Source organism: Pseudoxanthomonas sp. (assembly GCF_051953815.1).
Lineage (GTDB): Bacteria > Pseudomonadota > Gammaproteobacteria > Xanthomonadales > Xanthomonadaceae > Pseudoxanthomonas_A.
In genome coordinates, this window is the sequence record NZ_JBQCIJ010000028.1 from 125,817 (window position 1) to 139,403 (window position 13,587).

The window sequence follows — 13,587 nt, forward strand, 5'->3', positions numbered from 1 at the left end:
AACCCGTTGTGATCCAAGGGTTCCTTTTCCATAGGCAAGAGAAGCCGCACGGAGATCAGCGCCGGCTTGTGCGGTAAGACAGACGCTGCACAGATCCCTCTTGCCCCGCCGAAGTAGAATTCCGCCGCAAAGCCGATCCGGGGCCGGGATTGCCGCGACAGTTCGCATACTTAAAAGGATTATCTTGAACCGGGAAGCACTCACGAAAGATATTGCAGCGGCGGCTCGCGCGTCCTTTTCGGCGCTGCTGGCCCAGCATGGCGATGAAACCTTTTATGCGTTCGCGCTATACACCGACGAGGATTGCTACACCGTCGTGCCAGCCGCCAACTCGTGGGAGCAATATCGGAAAAAGGTGGGAGAGGCGAACGAGACCGACCCGGCGGAGCTTGCCTACTACCAGTGGGCGAGCGCCGAATGGGCTTACGAGAGTTTTGCCGCCAATCCGTTCAACGCGATCTGCAAACAGCTCAGAGAATCCTGCGGTTCGGCATCCGGCGATGCGGTCGCCTTTGCCGCGTTCAAGGCCGATGTCCACCGGGCGATGACGGACGCCTTGAGGTACCTCGACGAAGAGGGCTTCTTTGGAGAGCGGCGAAACGCGTCGGTGCTGTTCATCACCTCATCCGACTATGACGAGGCCGAGGCCATGGAGAACCGTTCGGCCAACGCGCTGAATTCACCGGAGATCGTTGCCGCATTCCACAAGCGTTACGAAACAATCGCCTGAACGACCGCGCCTGACGAGGAGCCTGCCCGCGAGCGCGTTTTTCCCGCACAAGACCGGGAAGTGGCGGGAGCCACACATTTTTCCCGAACCGCTGTTCTCCGCGCCGCGTCATGGCGCAGGTGATGGATGCAAATGGTGGGCCGTGAAGGATTCGAACCTTCGACCAAAAGATTAAAAGTCTTCTGCTCTACCGACTGAGCTAACGGCCCATGCACCCGGCATTGCGCCGGGGTGCGAATTCTACCCCAGCTTGGGGGCGGCTGAAAAATCCCGGGGTTCAGGCATAGCGGGTCGGGTCCGCCACACCGGCGTCGGCGAAGCCCTGCGCGCGCAGGCGGCAGGCGTCGCAATGGCCGCAGGCGCGGCCCTGTTCGTCGGCCTGGTAGCACGAGACGGTCTCGGCGAAGTCCACGCCCAGACGGATGCCTTCGCGGACGATGGCGTCCTTGCCCATCGACATCAGGGGGGCGTGGATGCGCAGGCCGGCCCCTTCCACGCCGGCCTTGGTGGCCAGGTTGGCGAGTTTTTCGAACGCGTCGATGAACTCGGGCCGGCAGTCGGGATAGCCGGAGTAATCGACGGCGTTGACGCCACAGAAGATATCGGCCGCGCCCAGCACCTCGGCCCAGCCCAGCGCCACCGACAGCATGATGGTGTTGCGGGCCGGCACGTAGGTGACCGGGATGCCACCGCCGCCGGCTTCGGGCACGTCGATGTCGTCGGTCAGGGCGGAGCCGCCGATGCTGCGCAGATCCACATGCACGGTCTTGTGCGCGACGGCGCCCAGCGAACGGGCGACGCGATCGGCGGCTTCCAGTTCCGAGGTATGTCGCTGTCCGTAGCGCACGCTCAGGGCGTGCACGGCGTAACCCTGCTCGCGGGCGATGGCGACGACGACGGCGGAATCCATGCCACCAGAGAGAAGGACGACGGCTTTTTTCATGGGGAATCGGGAATCGGGAATCGGGAATCGGGAATCGGGAATCGGGAATCGGGAATCGGGAAAGAGCTTCCGGCTTTTGCACCCTTCGTGAAAGGGACGCGAGGAATGCGCATGCGGCGCCCGGGCCGGCGGGAATCCAATCTCCGCCGCTAGCGCCCCGGCTCGTCATTCCAGAGCAGTTTGTGCAGCTGCATCTGGAAACGCACCGGCAACCGGTCCTCGACGATCCAGTCGGCCAACTGGCGCGGTTCGAGTTCGGATTTGGATGGCGAGAACAGCACGTCGCAACGCCCGGCCAAGCCGTGCTCGGCCACCATTCCGCGCGCCCACTCGTAGTCCGCGCGACCGCACAGGACGAACTTCACCTGATCCCGCGGGGTCAGCAGCGGCAGATTCTCCAGCCGGTTGCGCGCCATCTCGCGGGATCCCGGCGTTTTCAGATCGACCACGCGCGACACCCGCGGATCCACCTCGGCGATGTCCAGCGCGCCGGAGGTCTCCAACGACACGTCATAGCCGGCATCGCACAGGCGGCGCAGCAGGATCAGGCAACGCTTCTGCGACAACGGCTCGCCGCCGGTCACGCAGACATGACGGACGCCATGACGGGCGACCTCGGCCAGGATGGCGTCGATATCCCACCACTGCCCGCCATAGAACGCGTACTCGGTGTCGCAGTACTGGCAGCGCAGCGGGCAACCGGTGAGGCGCACGAACACCGTGGGCCAGCCCGCCGCATTGGCCTCGCCCTGCAGGGACAGGAAGATTTCCGTCAGCTTCAGGCGTTCCTGGGCGACGGGCTCGGAGGTGGGGACAGCGTTCATGACGGCACATTATCGCCTGTCGGCGGGGCGGCCGTCGGGCGGTTACGGAAACGGGATTCAGCCACGGGGGCAGGCAGAGATCACCCCCGGCGAGACTCACGCCGGTCGCCTGGGACCGGACAGACCGGGCTCAGCGCAGGCGACCGAGCTGGATGGCTTTCAGCCGATCGTCGGCGGTGCGGGCGACATCGCTGCCCGGATACCGGCTGACCACGTCGGCCAGGGTACGCTCGGCGGCATCGACCTTGCCCAGGCCGTACTCGCAAAGGCCCAGCTTGAGCAGCGAACCGGGGGCCTTGTCGTGGGTGGGATAGCGCTCCATCAGCGCGCGGAACTGTTCCGCGGCCAGGGCGTAGTTCTGGGTGACGTAATAGCTTTCGCCCAGCCAGTACAGCGCGTTCGGCGCATACACCCCGCTGGGGTACGCCTGCAGGAAGGCGGTGAACAGTTGGGCCGAGCCTACGTAGTCACCGGACTTCAGTTTGTCGAACGCCTGGTTGTACGCGGTGCGTTCGTCCCCGGCCTGGGCCAGGGAACCGGCATCGCCATGCACGGAGGGCGCCGGCTCGACCACCCTGGTGGCGGCGGTCGGCGGAGCCACCGGCGCGGCTGCGGGGCCGCCGCTGGTCGCGGGCGCGGCCACGGGAGGCGTGGCGCCGCCTTCGATGCGGTTCAACCGGCCATCCAGATCCAGGTACTGATCGCGGTTGCGCTGCTGGAATTCCTGCAGGTCGTGCTGGACTTTCTCGAGCTGTGCGCGCAGTTCGCGGATTTCACCTTCCTGCTGGCTGAGCCGGTTCAGCAGGTCCATGTTGGCCTGCGAATTGTTGGCCTTCGCTTCCAGGGCGGTGACGCGGTCCGCCAGGCTCTGGCGCTGCGCCCAGGCTGGAGCGGCGGCCACCAGGGCCGCCGCCGTGACCAGCAGGAAACGCTTGCCGATCGACATCGCGCTCATCGCTTACTTCGCGGTGTAGACGATCTCGACGCGGCGGTTCTGCGCCCAGCAAGACTCGTTGGATTCGGTGCAGATCGGACGCTCTTCACCGTAGCTCACCACGCTCAGCTGGCTGCCGGAACCACCGTTGGCCTGCAGCGCGGACGACACGGCGTTGCCGCGGCGCTCGCCCAGGCCCTGGTTGTAGGCGCGGCTGCCGCGCTCGTCGGCATGGCCTTCCAGGGTGATGCGCGAGGACGGACGGTCGCGCAGGTACTTGGCGTGGCAGCCCATGATTGCCTGGAACTCCGGCTTCAGCGAGTCCTGATCCAGGTCGAAGTACACCACGCGCTGGCGCAGGCAGGCGTCGGTATCCAGGTCGTTCGGACCATAGACGCCGGAAGTGGTGGGCTCGGTCGGGGTGGTCGGAGTGGTGGTGGTGGTGTCGGTCGGCTGAGTTTCCTTGACCGCCTTCTTACAACCGGCCAGCACGGCCACGGACATCAGGGACAGCATCAAAACACGGGCAGTGTTGTTCATCGTGATTCCTTCGGCTTCTCGCAGGGATGGGGGTTGAACCGTAGACGTCATCTTAACGCTTTGCGCGGTACGGCGACCATGCCGGCTCGCGTACATCGCCATCGGCCAGCACCAGCCGCTGGCGGACCCGGCCGTCGGCGGAGACGGCATACAGTACGCCTCTTCCCCCTTCGCGGGCGGCGTAGAGGACCATGCTGGCGTTGGGTGCGAAACTCGGCGACTCGTCGAGCGAGCCCGGCGACAGGGTCGACCAGCGCGCCGAACCGAGGCTGCGGTCCATCAGCGCGATGCGGTAGGTATTGCCGCTGCCCTGCGCGACCGCGATCTTCTTGCCGTCGTAGGAGACCTTGGGCGAGGCGTTGTAGCTGCCCTCGAAGGTAACCCGGCTTGCGGATCCGCCGCTGGCCGGCACCTGGTAGATCTGCGGGCGGCCGCCGCGGTCGGAGGTGAAGTAGATGGTGGCGCCGTCCGGACTCCAGACCGGCTCGGTGTCGATGCTGGACTGGTTGGTCAGCTGGCGCAGTTGCCGGCTGGCGATGTCCATCACGTAGATTTCCGGATTGCCGCTGCGCGACAGGGTCAGCGCCAGGCGGCCGCCATCCGGCGAGAACGACGGCGAACCGTTGATGCCGCGGAAGCCCGAGACTTTCTGGCGGGCGCCGGTGGTGATGTCCTGGATGAAGACCGCCGAGTTGCCGCCTTCGTAGCTCACGTAGGCCAGGCGGCGGCCATCCGGGCTCCACGACGGCGACAGCAGCGGCTCGGAGGAGCGCACCACGGTCTGCGGGTTGAAGCCGTCAGAGTCGGCGATCATCAGCGCGTAGCGGGCGCCCTTGCCGGCGCCGCTGGCGGTGACGTACGCGATGCGGGTCCAGAACGCGCCCGGAATGCCCAGGATCTTCTCGTAGATGGCGTCGGCCATCTGGTGGGCGACGTCCCGCATGGCATTGGCGCGGGCGGTCATCGCCAGGCCAAGCAGACGCTCCTGCTTGGCCACGTCGAACAGCTCGTATTCCACCCGGTAGCCGCCATCGCCGGCGTCGACCACGCGGCCGACCACGAGGTAGTCCTGCTTGAGCGCTCGCCAGGTCGGGTACTGGATCTCGCTGCCGCGGGTCGGGCGTTCGACGATGCTGGCTTCCTTCAGGGTGCGGAAGGAGCCGGAACGTTCCAGATCCGCCCGCACCACGCCCGCCACGTCGGTCTGCGGCGCGCCGGCGGAGCCCTGGTAGGGCATGGGGACGACGGTGATCGGCAGGGCCGAGGCATTGCCGCCGATGATGTCGATGTCCAGGCCCCGCTCCTGGGCGGTGGCGGCGAACGACAGCAGCAGGAGGGTCAGGGCGGAAAGCCAGCGCGGCAGCATTTTCATGGCAGGTCGGGGATTCTCGGTCTGTCTGAACGGAAAGGGATACCAGCTTTGGTGTGAACGTTTTCGCAATCGTGAACAGCGCCTGTTCAGGGTCGTGATTCTGTCAGCGATCCTGCGCTTCGAACGTGAAATTCAGGGTGCGCTGGAAAACATTCTCGAATCCGCGGTACGGCAGCGGCTGCGCGCGCAGGACGGCCGCCTCCACCGACCGCCGTCCGGCCTCGTCATAGGGGCAGCTCGGGTCGACCTTGGCGTCGATGACCTCGCCGCCGGGCAACTGGCGGATGGTGATGCGGCAACGCTGGCCCACCGGGACGCTGTCCGGGCGAATCCACTGGTTGAGCACGGCCCGCTGGATGGCGGCCGCGTACTGGGCCGTCAGATCGGTGCTGGTGCCGCCCTGCCCCGGCTGGCCGCCGCTGGGCCGGCTGGCGGTCGGAGTGGCCGCGCTGGCGGTGGTGGTGGTGGCGCGCTGGGACTGGACGTTCTGCAGCTGCCGCAGCTTCTGTTCGGCCAACTGGGCCTCACGCGCGGCCAGTTCGCGTCGGCGGCGCAGGTCTGCCAGCTTCTTGTCGCGTTCGGCTTCTTCCTGCTGCTTGGCGAGCCGCTGCTTGCGTTCGGCTTCCTGCTGGCGCTCGCGCTCGGTCAGGTCGATCTGCTCCTGGCGGCGCTTTTCCTCCTGCTCCTTCAGCGCCTTTTCCTGCGAAATGGCCAGCCGGCTGGCGGCGTCCTGGTCCTCGGTATCCGGCACCGGGATGCGTTCCTGCGCCTGCTGCTGCGGCGCGACCGGTGAATCCTGCGGGCGCGGCTCGGGCAGCGGTTGGGGCGGCGGGACCGTCTCCTCCTCGGCGGTTTCCTCGATCGGCGTCGGCATCGGCTCCGGCTTGGGCGCGTTTTCCATCGCCCGCTGCGCGGCCCGGATGTCGGCGCTGGAAATCTCCAGCGAGGCCTCGATCACCGGCGAACCGGCGGCCGCGTCGAAGCTGTGCGAAGGCGACCACAGATAGGCGGCCAGGAACAGCAGCGCGATCAGCGCGTGGACCCCGATCGCCAGGGCGACCGGGACCGCGAGATCGTCCTGTTCGGGACGGTGCCGGGGCGGGAGCGCGTCAGCGTGCATTGCCACCCGGCTGGCTCATCAGGCCGACTTTCTTCACCCCGGCCTGCTGCAGCATCACCATCGTGTCCATGACGCGCTGGTAATCCGAAGCGCCCGGCGCGGCGACGAACACCGGCACGTCCGGGTTCTGGCTGACGAACGCCTCCAGCTTGGCGGCCAGGGTCGGGCCGTCCAGCCGTTCCGGCTTGCCGCTTTCCAGGGTCAGCGTGTAGGCGCCGTCGGCGCCGACGCTGACGATGATCGGGTCCTTCTTGCTCTCCACCGAGCGGGCGTTCGATTTCGGCAGGTCCACGTCCACGCTGAGGGTCAGCAGCGGCGCGGTCACCATGAAGATGATCAGCAACACCAGCATCACGTCGATGTACGGCACGACGTTGATTTCGGACTTGAGCTTGCGGCGCTTGCGCACGCGGGAGATGGCGGCGGTCATGGCGGACTCCGCTTATTCGTCGCCGGAGGACTGGCGCTGCAGGATCGAGCTGAACTCCTCGGCGAAGGTTTCATAGCGCACCGAGATGCGCTCGACCCGGGTGGTGAAGCGGTTGTAGGCCCACACCGCCGGAATCGCCACGAACAGGCCGATGGCGGTGGCGAACAGGGCTTCGGAGATGCCCGGCGCGACCGAGGCGATGCCCGCCTGCTCGCCGCTGTTGAGCATGTCGTGCATGGTGACCATGATGCCGAACACGGTGCCGACCAGGCCAACGTAGGGGGCTGTGGAACCGATGTTGGCCAGCAGTTCCAGGTTGCGCTCCAGCTGGTCGACCTCGCGCGCATAGGTCGCGCGCATGGCGCGCTGGGCGCCTTCCAGCTGCGCGCGCGGGTCCAGCTTGCGCTTGTCGCGCAGGCGGGCGTACTCGCGGAAACCGGCCTCGAAGATGGCTTCCAGGCCACTCACCACCCGGTTGCGGTCGGCGGCGCTGGCGTACAGCTTGCTCAGCTCGGCGCCGGACCAGAAGCGGCCCTCGAAGTCGTCGGCGTCGCGGTTGGCGGCCTTGAACACCCGCGCCTTGCGGAAAATGATGATCCAGCTGATCAGCGAGCCGGCCAGCAGCAGCACCACGATCAGCTTGACCGGCAGGCTGGCCTTGAGCATCAGCTCCAGGTAGTTGATGCCGCTGTGGGCGGTGGCGGCGGTCGCCTGGGCGGCGGCGGCGGCGGTGTCCTCGGGCAGGGCTTCGACCACGGCGGCCAGGAGCGGTGCGATCATCCGGTATTCCTCGATGTTTCGGATTGGTCAGTTCGGCGTTTCGAACAGCTTGAATTCTTCGTACAACGGTTCGGGCAGCGGTTTGGGTCTGAAACCCGCGGCGGCCAGCGCCGCGACCTTCACCTCGGCCGTCAGCAGGACTTCCTCGCCGCGCAGGATGCGCTGGGCGAAGACGACGCTGGCCCGCTTGCACTGGCGCAGTGTCAGTTCCACCCGCAGCAGGTCGTCCAGGCGCGCCGGTTTCAGGAAATCCAGCGTCATCGCGCGGACCGCGAAGACCAGATCGTGGTCCCCGCGCAGCCGTTCCTGGCTGTGGCCGCGCGCGCGCAGCCATTCCGTCCGCGCGCGTTCCAGGAACGCCACGTACTGCGCGTGGTAGACCACGCCGCCAGCGTCGGTATCTTCCCAATAGACGCGTGTCGGCCAACTGAATAGCCGGGAAACGGCTTCACTGGTCTGCGATTGGACGCTCAAGGACGGCCTGCCTGGACTAGGACGGAAAACCGGGCCATGGATCAGAACATCTCTTCATTGCCCGCGCCGCCCAGTTCCAGTTCACGGCGCGGCTTCAGGCCCAGGTGGCGGTAGGCCTTGGACGTGGCCATGCGGCCGCGGGCCGTGCGGATCAGGAAGCCCTGCTGGATCAGGTAGGGCTCGATCACGTCCTCCAGTGTGCCCCGCTCCTCGGACAGCGCGGCGGCCAGCGATTCGACGCCGACCGGACCGCCGTCGAAACTGTCGATGATGGTCCGCAGCATGCGCCGGTCGAGCTCGTCGAAGCCCTCCGGGTCCACCTTCAGCATCTGCATGGCGGCATCGGCGACGGCGAGATCGATATGGCCGGTGGCGCGCACCTGGGCATAGTCGCGGACCCGCCGCAGCAGGCGGTTGGCGATGCGCGGGGTGCCGCGTGAGCGCCGCGCGATTTCGGCGGCGCCCTGCGGTTCGCAGTCGATGCCGAGGATGCGGGCGGAACGGCGCACGATGCTGGTCAGTTCCTCGGCGCTGTAGAACTCCAGCCGTTGCACGATGCCGAAACGATCCCGCAGCGGCGCGGTCAGCAGGCCGGCCCGGGTGGTGGCACCGACCAGGGTGAACGGCGGCAGATCGAGCTTGATCGAGCGCGCCGCCGGGCCTTCGCCGATCATGATGTCGATCTGGAAGTCCTCCATCGCCGGGTACAGCACTTCCTCGACCACCGGCGACAGGCGATGGATTTCGTCCACGAACAGCACGTCATGCGGCTGCAGATTGGTCAGCAGCGCCGCCAGGTCGCCGGCCTTTTCGATGACCGGGCCGGAAGTGACCCGCATGTTCACGCCCAGCTCGTTGGCGATCACGTGGCTCAGGGTGGTCTTGCCCAGTCCGGGCGGACCGAAGATGAGCACGTGATCCAGCGCCTCGCCCCGGCCCTTGGCCGCCTGGATGTAGATGTCCAGTTGCTCCCGCACCGGCTTCTGGCCGAGGTATTCGTCCAGCCGCTTGGGCCGGATGCTGGCCTCGATGGCCTCGTCTTCGCGGGTCGCGCCGGAGGCGATGATGCGGTCTTCGGTCATGCCGCCATTATGGGGCAAACCGCCATCGAAAAAGGGCCGGACCCCGATGCGGTCCGGCCCTTCGCGCGCGCCCCGGAACGGGGCCGCGGCTCAGATTTCGACCTGCGCGCCCAGTTCGACCAGCCGATTGCCGGGAATCCGGAAGAAGCCGGTGGCCGGCGCGGCGTTGCGGTGCATGACCGCGAACAGCTTGTCGCGCCAGACCGGCATGCCGCGATGGGCGGTGGCGACGATGCTCTCGCGGCTGGCGAAATAGGTCGTTTCCATCGGATCGAAATAGATGCCGCCGCGGTCGCAGGAGCGCATCAGCGCCTGCGGCACGTCCGGCGTCTCCATGAAGCCGAACTTGACGATCACCCGGTAGAACTCGTCGCCGATGGAATCGATCTTCAGCCGCTTCTCCATCGGCGCGAACGGCACCGGCAGGGTTTCCACGGTGAGGAACACGTTGCGTTCGTGCAGCACCTTGTTGTGCTTGAGGTTGTGCAGCAGCGCGTGCGGGACCATGCCGGTCTGCGCGGTCAGGAACACCGCCGTGCCCGGCACCCGCACCGGCGGCGCCAGCATCAGCCCGGGCAGGAAGGTATCCAGTTGGATGCCTTCCTTGCGGATCTCGGCGCTGAGCAGTTCGCGGCCGCGGCGCCAGGTGCGCAGCAGGGTGAACACGACGATGCCGAGCACCACCGGGAACCACGCGCCCTGGAAGAACTTGGCGCCGTTGGCGAACACGAAACCCACGTCGACCACGAAGAACACCACGCACAGCGCGATGACCACACCGCTGCCCTTCGGCCACAGCGCGCGCGCGACCAGCGCCAGCAGCAGGGTGTCGATCAGCATGGTCGCCGACACCGAAATGCCGTATGCCGCGGCCAGGCGGGTGGAATCCTGGAACATCAGCACCACCGTCAGCACCGCCACCATCAGGATCCAGTTGATCCCGGGGATGTAGATCTGGCCGATGGTGTCGTGCGAGGTGTGCTTGATCTGCATGCGCGGGATGTAACCCAGCTGCATGGCCTGGCGCGCGACCGAGAAGGCACCGGTGATGACCGCCTGCGAGGCGATCACCGCCGCCAGGGTCGCCATCACGATCATCGGGTACAGCGCCCAGCGCGGCACGGCCTCGTAGAAGGGGTTCACCACCGCCGCCGGGTGTTCCAGCACGAACGCGCCCTGCCCCAGGTAGTTCAGGAACAGGCACGGCAGCACCAGGATGTACCAGGCATAGCGGATCGGCTTGATGCCGAAATGGCCCATGTCCGCGTACAGCGCCTCGCCGCCGGTCACCGCCAGCACCACCACGCCCAGGATCAGGACCGACTGCCAGCCGTGCTGGGCGAAGAAGCGCGCGCCCCACAGCGGGTTGAGCGCTTTGAGCACTTCCGGCGCGTCGATGATGTTGCCGATGCCAATCGCGGCCAGCGACAGGAACCACACGACCATGATGGGCCCGAACACCCGGCCCACCTTCTGGGTGCCGAACCGCTGGGCCATGAACACCGCCAGCAGGATCACGATGGTGATCGGCACGATGAAGCGATCCAGCGCCGGCGCGGCGACCTCCAGGCCCTCGACCGCGCCCAGCACGGAGATGGCCGGGGTGATCACGCCGTCGCCGAAGAACAGCGAGGCGCCGAAGATGCCGAGGATGCCGACCACGTAGGCGGTGCGCGAGCCCTTCTTGAGGGTGCGCTGGGTCAGCGCCATCAGCGCCATGATGCCGCCTTCGCCCTCGTTGTCGGCGCGCATGATGATGGAGACGTACTTCACCGTCACCACGATCATCATGGCCCAGAACACCAGCGACAGGATGCCCAGCACGGTGTCGTGGTTGGCCTGCAGGTGGAAGTGTTCGGAGAACGCCTCCTTCAGCGTGTACAGCGGGCTGGTGCCGATGTCGCCGAACACCACGCCGGCGGCGGCGATCACCAGCCCGGGCAGGCCCTGCGGGGCGCCATGCGAGTGGCCGTGGCCGCCGGGGGACGAGGCGGTCGGGTGGGAGGAAGCGGATGCGGACATGGCGGGGAAAGGCTAGCGCGCGGGAAGTGAGGAAAGGCTCTAAACAGTTCAGCGCAGGGCCGACTGCAGCGCCTTGCGGATGATGGTGGCCGCATCGTCGCCGTTGCCGGTAGCGTCGCGGGCCATGCGGGCGGCCTCGGCCGGCTTGTAACCCAGCTGCTGCAGGGCGATGGTGGCTTCGGATTGCGGATCCGCCGGCAGGCTGGCGCTCACCCCGCCGCCGCCGCCCAGATCGGCGGCGCGATCGCGCAGTTCCACCACGATGCGCTCGGCGGTCTTCTTGCCGATGCCGGGAATGCGGGTCAGCGCGGTCACGTCGCTGGCCTGCACCAGTCGCGCGAACTCGTCCACGCTCACGCCCGACAGCACCGCCAGCGCGATCTTGGCGCCGATCCCGCTGACCTTCTGCACGTCGCGGAACAGGCGGCGCTCGCTCTCGCGCAGGAAGCCGTACAGCGACACGCTGTCCTCCTTCTGCGCGTAATGGGTGAACAGGGTGACCTCGCGGCCGACGTCGGGCAGGTCGTAGAAGGTGCTCATCGGCGCCTCCAGTTCGTAGCCCACACCGCCCACGTCGATGATCAGCCACGGGGGCTGCTTGTGCGAAAGAATGCCGCGCAGTCGTCCGATCATTTGGCCCTCCGGGCACGGGATTGGAGATTCGGGATTGGGGACTGGCGACATGCGGCCTTCCGCCGCGTCGCGCCGTTGCGAATCCCCAATCCCCAATCCCGGATCCCGGACATCACTTGCGGCTCCACGCCTGGCGCGCGTTGACGCCCAGGCGGTTGGCGGTGGCGCGCACGTGCGCGTGGGTGATGGCCACCGCCAGCGCGTCGGCGGCGTCGGCCTGCAACTTGCCCTGCAGGCCCAGCATGATGCCGACCATGTGCTGGACCTGGTGCTTCTCGGCGCTGCCCTTGCCGACCACGGCCAGCTTCACTTCCTTGGCCGCGTACTCGTGCACCGGCAGATCGCGCAGCACCACCGCGCAGATCGCCGCGCCGCGCGCCTGTCCCAGTTTCAGCGCCGAATCGGGGTTGCGCGCCATGAACACCTTCTCGATCGCAACCTCGTCGGGCCGCCAGGTCTCGATGATCCCGGCCAGCCCGGTCAGCAGGCATTTGAGCCGCTGCGGAAAATCCTCGGCGCCCAGCAGCACCAGCGGCGCATGGTGCACGTGGGTGGTCCGCCCGGCGCCATCCACGTCGATGATGCCGACGCCGGTGCGCTGCGAACCCGGGTCGATGCCGAGGATGCGGGTCATCGCGGACGGGATTCGGGATTGGGAAATGGGCGTTGGCTGCATGGCGCGCAGCAGGGGGCCGGCATCGGGGCGTGCGTCATCCCCAATCCCGAATCCCCGATCCCGTCCTCACGCATACGCGTCCGCGCCAAGCTCGGCGTTGGAATAGACGTTCTGCACGTCGTCCAGGTCTTCCAGCATGTCCAGCAGCTTGACGACCTGCTTGGCGGTGTCGCCCTGCACGGCGATGTCGTTGTCGGCGCGGAAGGTCACCTCGGCCTGATCGGCCGACAGACCGGCGGCGTCCATGGCGTCCTTGACCGCCTGGAAACCGTCGGGAGCGGTGATGACGTCGATGGAACCGTCGTCGGCATAGACCACCACGTCGTCCGCGCCGGCCTCGATGGCTGCCTCGGTGATCTTCTCCTCGTCGGCGCCGGGCGCGTAGCTGAGCACGCCCAGGCGCTTGAACATGAAAGCCACCGAGCCTTCGGTGCCCATGTTGCCGCCGCATTTACTGAACGCGTGGCGGACATCGGCCACGGTGCGCACGCGGTTGTCGGTCAGGCAATCGACGATCACCGCCACGCCGCCGGCGCCGTAGCCCTCGTAGCGGATTTCCTCGTAGGTGACGCCTTCCAGTTCACCGGTGGCCTTCTTGATGGCACGCTCGATGACGTCCTTGGTCATGTTCGCCGACAGGCCCTTGTCGATGGCCACGCGCAGGCGCGGATTGCTGTGCGGATCGCCCCCGCCGGCGCGCGCCGCCACCGAGATCTCGCGGATCACCTTGGTGAAGATCTTGCCGCGCTGCGCGTCCTGCGCGTTCTTGCGGGCTTCGATGGAGGGGCCACGTCCCATGACAGTATCCGGCCGAAAAATGCGAAGCCGCGGATTATACGGCGGCCGGTTCGACTGCGCGCTCCAATCTCAGGCGGCGCTTAACGCGGGCCGGCGTACCGTACCGACCGCATTTCCACCGGATACCCGATGACCGTCGTGCCCCGATCCATGTTCGCGTCCCTCGGCCGCAGCCTGCTGCTGGGCTGCCTTGCTGCTGTCGCCGGCGCCTGCGCCCAGACCGCACCGA

The 13,587-nt window shown here is 67.1% G+C and carries 15 protein-coding genes and 1 tRNA gene; 1 reads left to right on the forward strand and 15 read right to left on the reverse strand.

Annotated features, from left to right (window positions below; all coding sequences use genetic code 11):
* Nucleotides 1-184: 184 nt before the first annotated feature.
* Nucleotides 185-730, forward strand: coding sequence for a DUF4303 domain-containing protein (locus tag ACTHN1_RS07400; protein WP_440470307.1), 546 nt, complete (start codon nt 185-187; stop codon nt 728-730).
* Nucleotides 731-863: 133 nt separating this feature from the next.
* On the opposite strand, the gene ACTHN1_RS07405 is transcribed toward ACTHN1_RS07400, so the two are convergent.
* The 15 genes from ACTHN1_RS07405 to ACTHN1_RS07475 all read right to left on the reverse strand — a co-directional run bounded on the left by ACTHN1_RS07405 (nt 864) and on the right by ACTHN1_RS07475 (nt 13,358).
* Nucleotides 864-939, reverse strand: a tRNA-Lys gene (locus ACTHN1_RS07405).
* Nucleotides 940-1,007: 68 nt separating this feature from the next.
* Nucleotides 1,008-1,673, reverse strand: a complete 666-nt coding sequence (queC, locus tag ACTHN1_RS07410; RefSeq protein ID WP_440470308.1) for a 7-cyano-7-deazaguanine synthase QueC — start codon at nt 1,671-1,673, stop codon at nt 1,008-1,010.
* Between the two features lie 149 nt (nt 1,674-1,822).
* Nucleotides 1,823-2,497, reverse strand: coding sequence for a 7-carboxy-7-deazaguanine synthase QueE (gene queE, locus ACTHN1_RS07415; protein WP_440470309.1), 675 nt, complete (start codon nt 2,495-2,497; stop codon nt 1,823-1,825).
* 130 nt (nt 2,498-2,627) lie between these two features.
* Nucleotides 2,628-3,443 (reverse strand): tol-pal system protein YbgF, encoded by an 816-nt coding sequence (gene ybgF, locus ACTHN1_RS07420; protein WP_440470326.1) that lies wholly within the window; start codon nt 3,441-3,443, stop codon nt 2,628-2,630.
* Nucleotides 3,444-3,455: 12 nt separating this feature from the next.
* Nucleotides 3,456-3,971, reverse strand: coding sequence for a peptidoglycan-associated lipoprotein Pal (pal, locus tag ACTHN1_RS07425; protein WP_440470310.1), 516 nt, complete (start codon nt 3,969-3,971; stop codon nt 3,456-3,458).
* A gap of 52 nt (nt 3,972-4,023) precedes the next feature.
* On the reverse strand, nt 4,024-5,343 hold the full coding sequence (gene tolB, locus ACTHN1_RS07430) for a Tol-Pal system beta propeller repeat protein TolB (protein ID WP_440470311.1): 1,320 nt from the start codon (nt 5,341-5,343) through the stop codon (nt 4,024-4,026).
* Nucleotides 5,344-5,446: 103 nt separating this feature from the next.
* The gene (gene tolA, locus ACTHN1_RS07435; protein WP_440470327.1) at nt 5,447-6,463 is read right to left on the reverse strand and encodes a cell envelope integrity protein TolA; all 1,017 of its coding nucleotides are present in this window, start codon (nt 6,461-6,463) and stop codon (nt 5,447-5,449) included.
* Nucleotides 6,453-6,893, reverse strand: coding sequence for a protein TolR (gene tolR / locus ACTHN1_RS07440; RefSeq protein WP_440470312.1), 441 nt, complete (start codon nt 6,891-6,893; stop codon nt 6,453-6,455). Before tolR ends, tolA begins: the two co-directional genes overlap by 11 nt.
* 12 nt (nt 6,894-6,905) lie before the next feature.
* Nucleotides 6,906-7,673 (reverse strand): protein TolQ, encoded by a 768-nt coding sequence (gene tolQ / locus ACTHN1_RS07445; protein WP_440470313.1) that lies wholly within the window; start codon nt 7,671-7,673, stop codon nt 6,906-6,908.
* 27 nt (nt 7,674-7,700) lie between these two features.
* Entirely contained in the window at nt 7,701-8,147 is a 447-nt protein-coding gene (gene ybgC / locus ACTHN1_RS07450; RefSeq protein ID WP_440470314.1) for a tol-pal system-associated acyl-CoA thioesterase, read from the reverse strand.
* Between the two features lie 41 nt (nt 8,148-8,188).
* Nucleotides 8,189-9,229, reverse strand: coding sequence for a Holliday junction branch migration DNA helicase RuvB (gene ruvB, locus ACTHN1_RS07455; protein ID WP_440470315.1), 1,041 nt, complete (start codon nt 9,227-9,229; stop codon nt 8,189-8,191).
* Nucleotides 9,230-9,319: 90 nt separating this feature from the next.
* Nucleotides 9,320-11,251, reverse strand: coding sequence for a potassium transporter Kup (locus ACTHN1_RS07460; RefSeq protein WP_440470316.1), 1,932 nt, complete (start codon nt 11,249-11,251; stop codon nt 9,320-9,322).
* 48 nt (nt 11,252-11,299) lie between these two features.
* Nucleotides 11,300-11,884 (reverse strand): Holliday junction branch migration protein RuvA, encoded by a 585-nt coding sequence (gene ruvA, locus ACTHN1_RS07465; protein WP_440470317.1) that lies wholly within the window; start codon nt 11,882-11,884, stop codon nt 11,300-11,302.
* 112 nt (nt 11,885-11,996) lie between these two features.
* Nucleotides 11,997-12,518 carry a crossover junction endodeoxyribonuclease RuvC gene (gene ruvC / locus ACTHN1_RS07470; protein ID WP_440470318.1) on the reverse strand — a complete coding sequence of 174 codons (522 nt, stop codon included), beginning with the start codon at nt 12,516-12,518 and terminating at the stop codon, nt 11,997-11,999.
* A gap of 108 nt (nt 12,519-12,626) precedes the next feature.
* Nucleotides 12,627-13,358, reverse strand: coding sequence for a YebC/PmpR family DNA-binding transcriptional regulator (locus ACTHN1_RS07475; RefSeq protein ID WP_440470319.1), 732 nt, complete (start codon nt 13,356-13,358; stop codon nt 12,627-12,629).
* Nucleotides 13,359-13,587 lie beyond the last annotated feature (229 nt).

Excerpts from the sequence above, each read along its gene's own strand:
- tolB (WP_440470311.1), bottom strand. The coding sequence starts at position 5,343 with ATGAAAATGCTGCCGCGCTGGCTTTCCGCCCTGACCCTCCTGCTGCTG.
- ybgF (WP_440470326.1), bottom strand. The coding sequence starts at position 3,443 with ATGTCGATCGGCAAGCGTTTCCTGCTGGTCACGGCGGCGGCCCTGGTG.
- ruvA (WP_440470317.1), bottom strand. The coding sequence starts at position 11,884 with ATGATCGGACGACTGCGCGGCATTCTTTCGCACAAGCAGCCCCCGTGG.
- tolQ (WP_440470313.1), bottom strand. The coding sequence starts at position 7,673 with ATGATCGCACCGCTCCTGGCCGCCGTGGTCGAAGCCCTGCCCGAGGAC.
- ruvB (WP_440470315.1), bottom strand. The coding sequence starts at position 9,229 with ATGACCGAAGACCGCATCATCGCCTCCGGCGCGACCCGCGAAGACGAG.
- ACTHN1_RS07460 (WP_440470316.1), bottom strand. The coding sequence starts at position 11,251 with ATGTCCGCATCCGCTTCCTCCCACCCGACCGCCTCGTCCCCCGGCGGC.
- ACTHN1_RS07475 (WP_440470319.1), bottom strand. The coding sequence starts at position 13,358 with ATGGGACGTGGCCCCTCCATCGAAGCCCGCAAGAACGCGCAGGACGCG.
- tolA (WP_440470327.1), bottom strand. The coding sequence starts at position 6,463 with ATGCACGCTGACGCGCTCCCGCCCCGGCACCGTCCCGAACAGGACGAT.
- queC (WP_440470308.1), bottom strand. The coding sequence starts at position 1,673 with ATGAAAAAAGCCGTCGTCCTTCTCTCTGGTGGCATGGATTCCGCCGTC.
- pal (WP_440470310.1), bottom strand. The coding sequence starts at position 3,971 with ATGAACAACACTGCCCGTGTTTTGATGCTGTCCCTGATGTCCGTGGCC.
- tolR (WP_440470312.1), bottom strand. The coding sequence starts at position 6,893 with ATGACCGCCGCCATCTCCCGCGTGCGCAAGCGCCGCAAGCTCAAGTCC.
- ruvC (WP_440470318.1), bottom strand. The coding sequence starts at position 12,518 with ATGACCCGCATCCTCGGCATCGACCCGGGTTCGCAGCGCACCGGCGTC.
- queE (WP_440470309.1), bottom strand. The coding sequence starts at position 2,497 with ATGAACGCTGTCCCCACCTCCGAGCCCGTCGCCCAGGAACGCCTGAAG.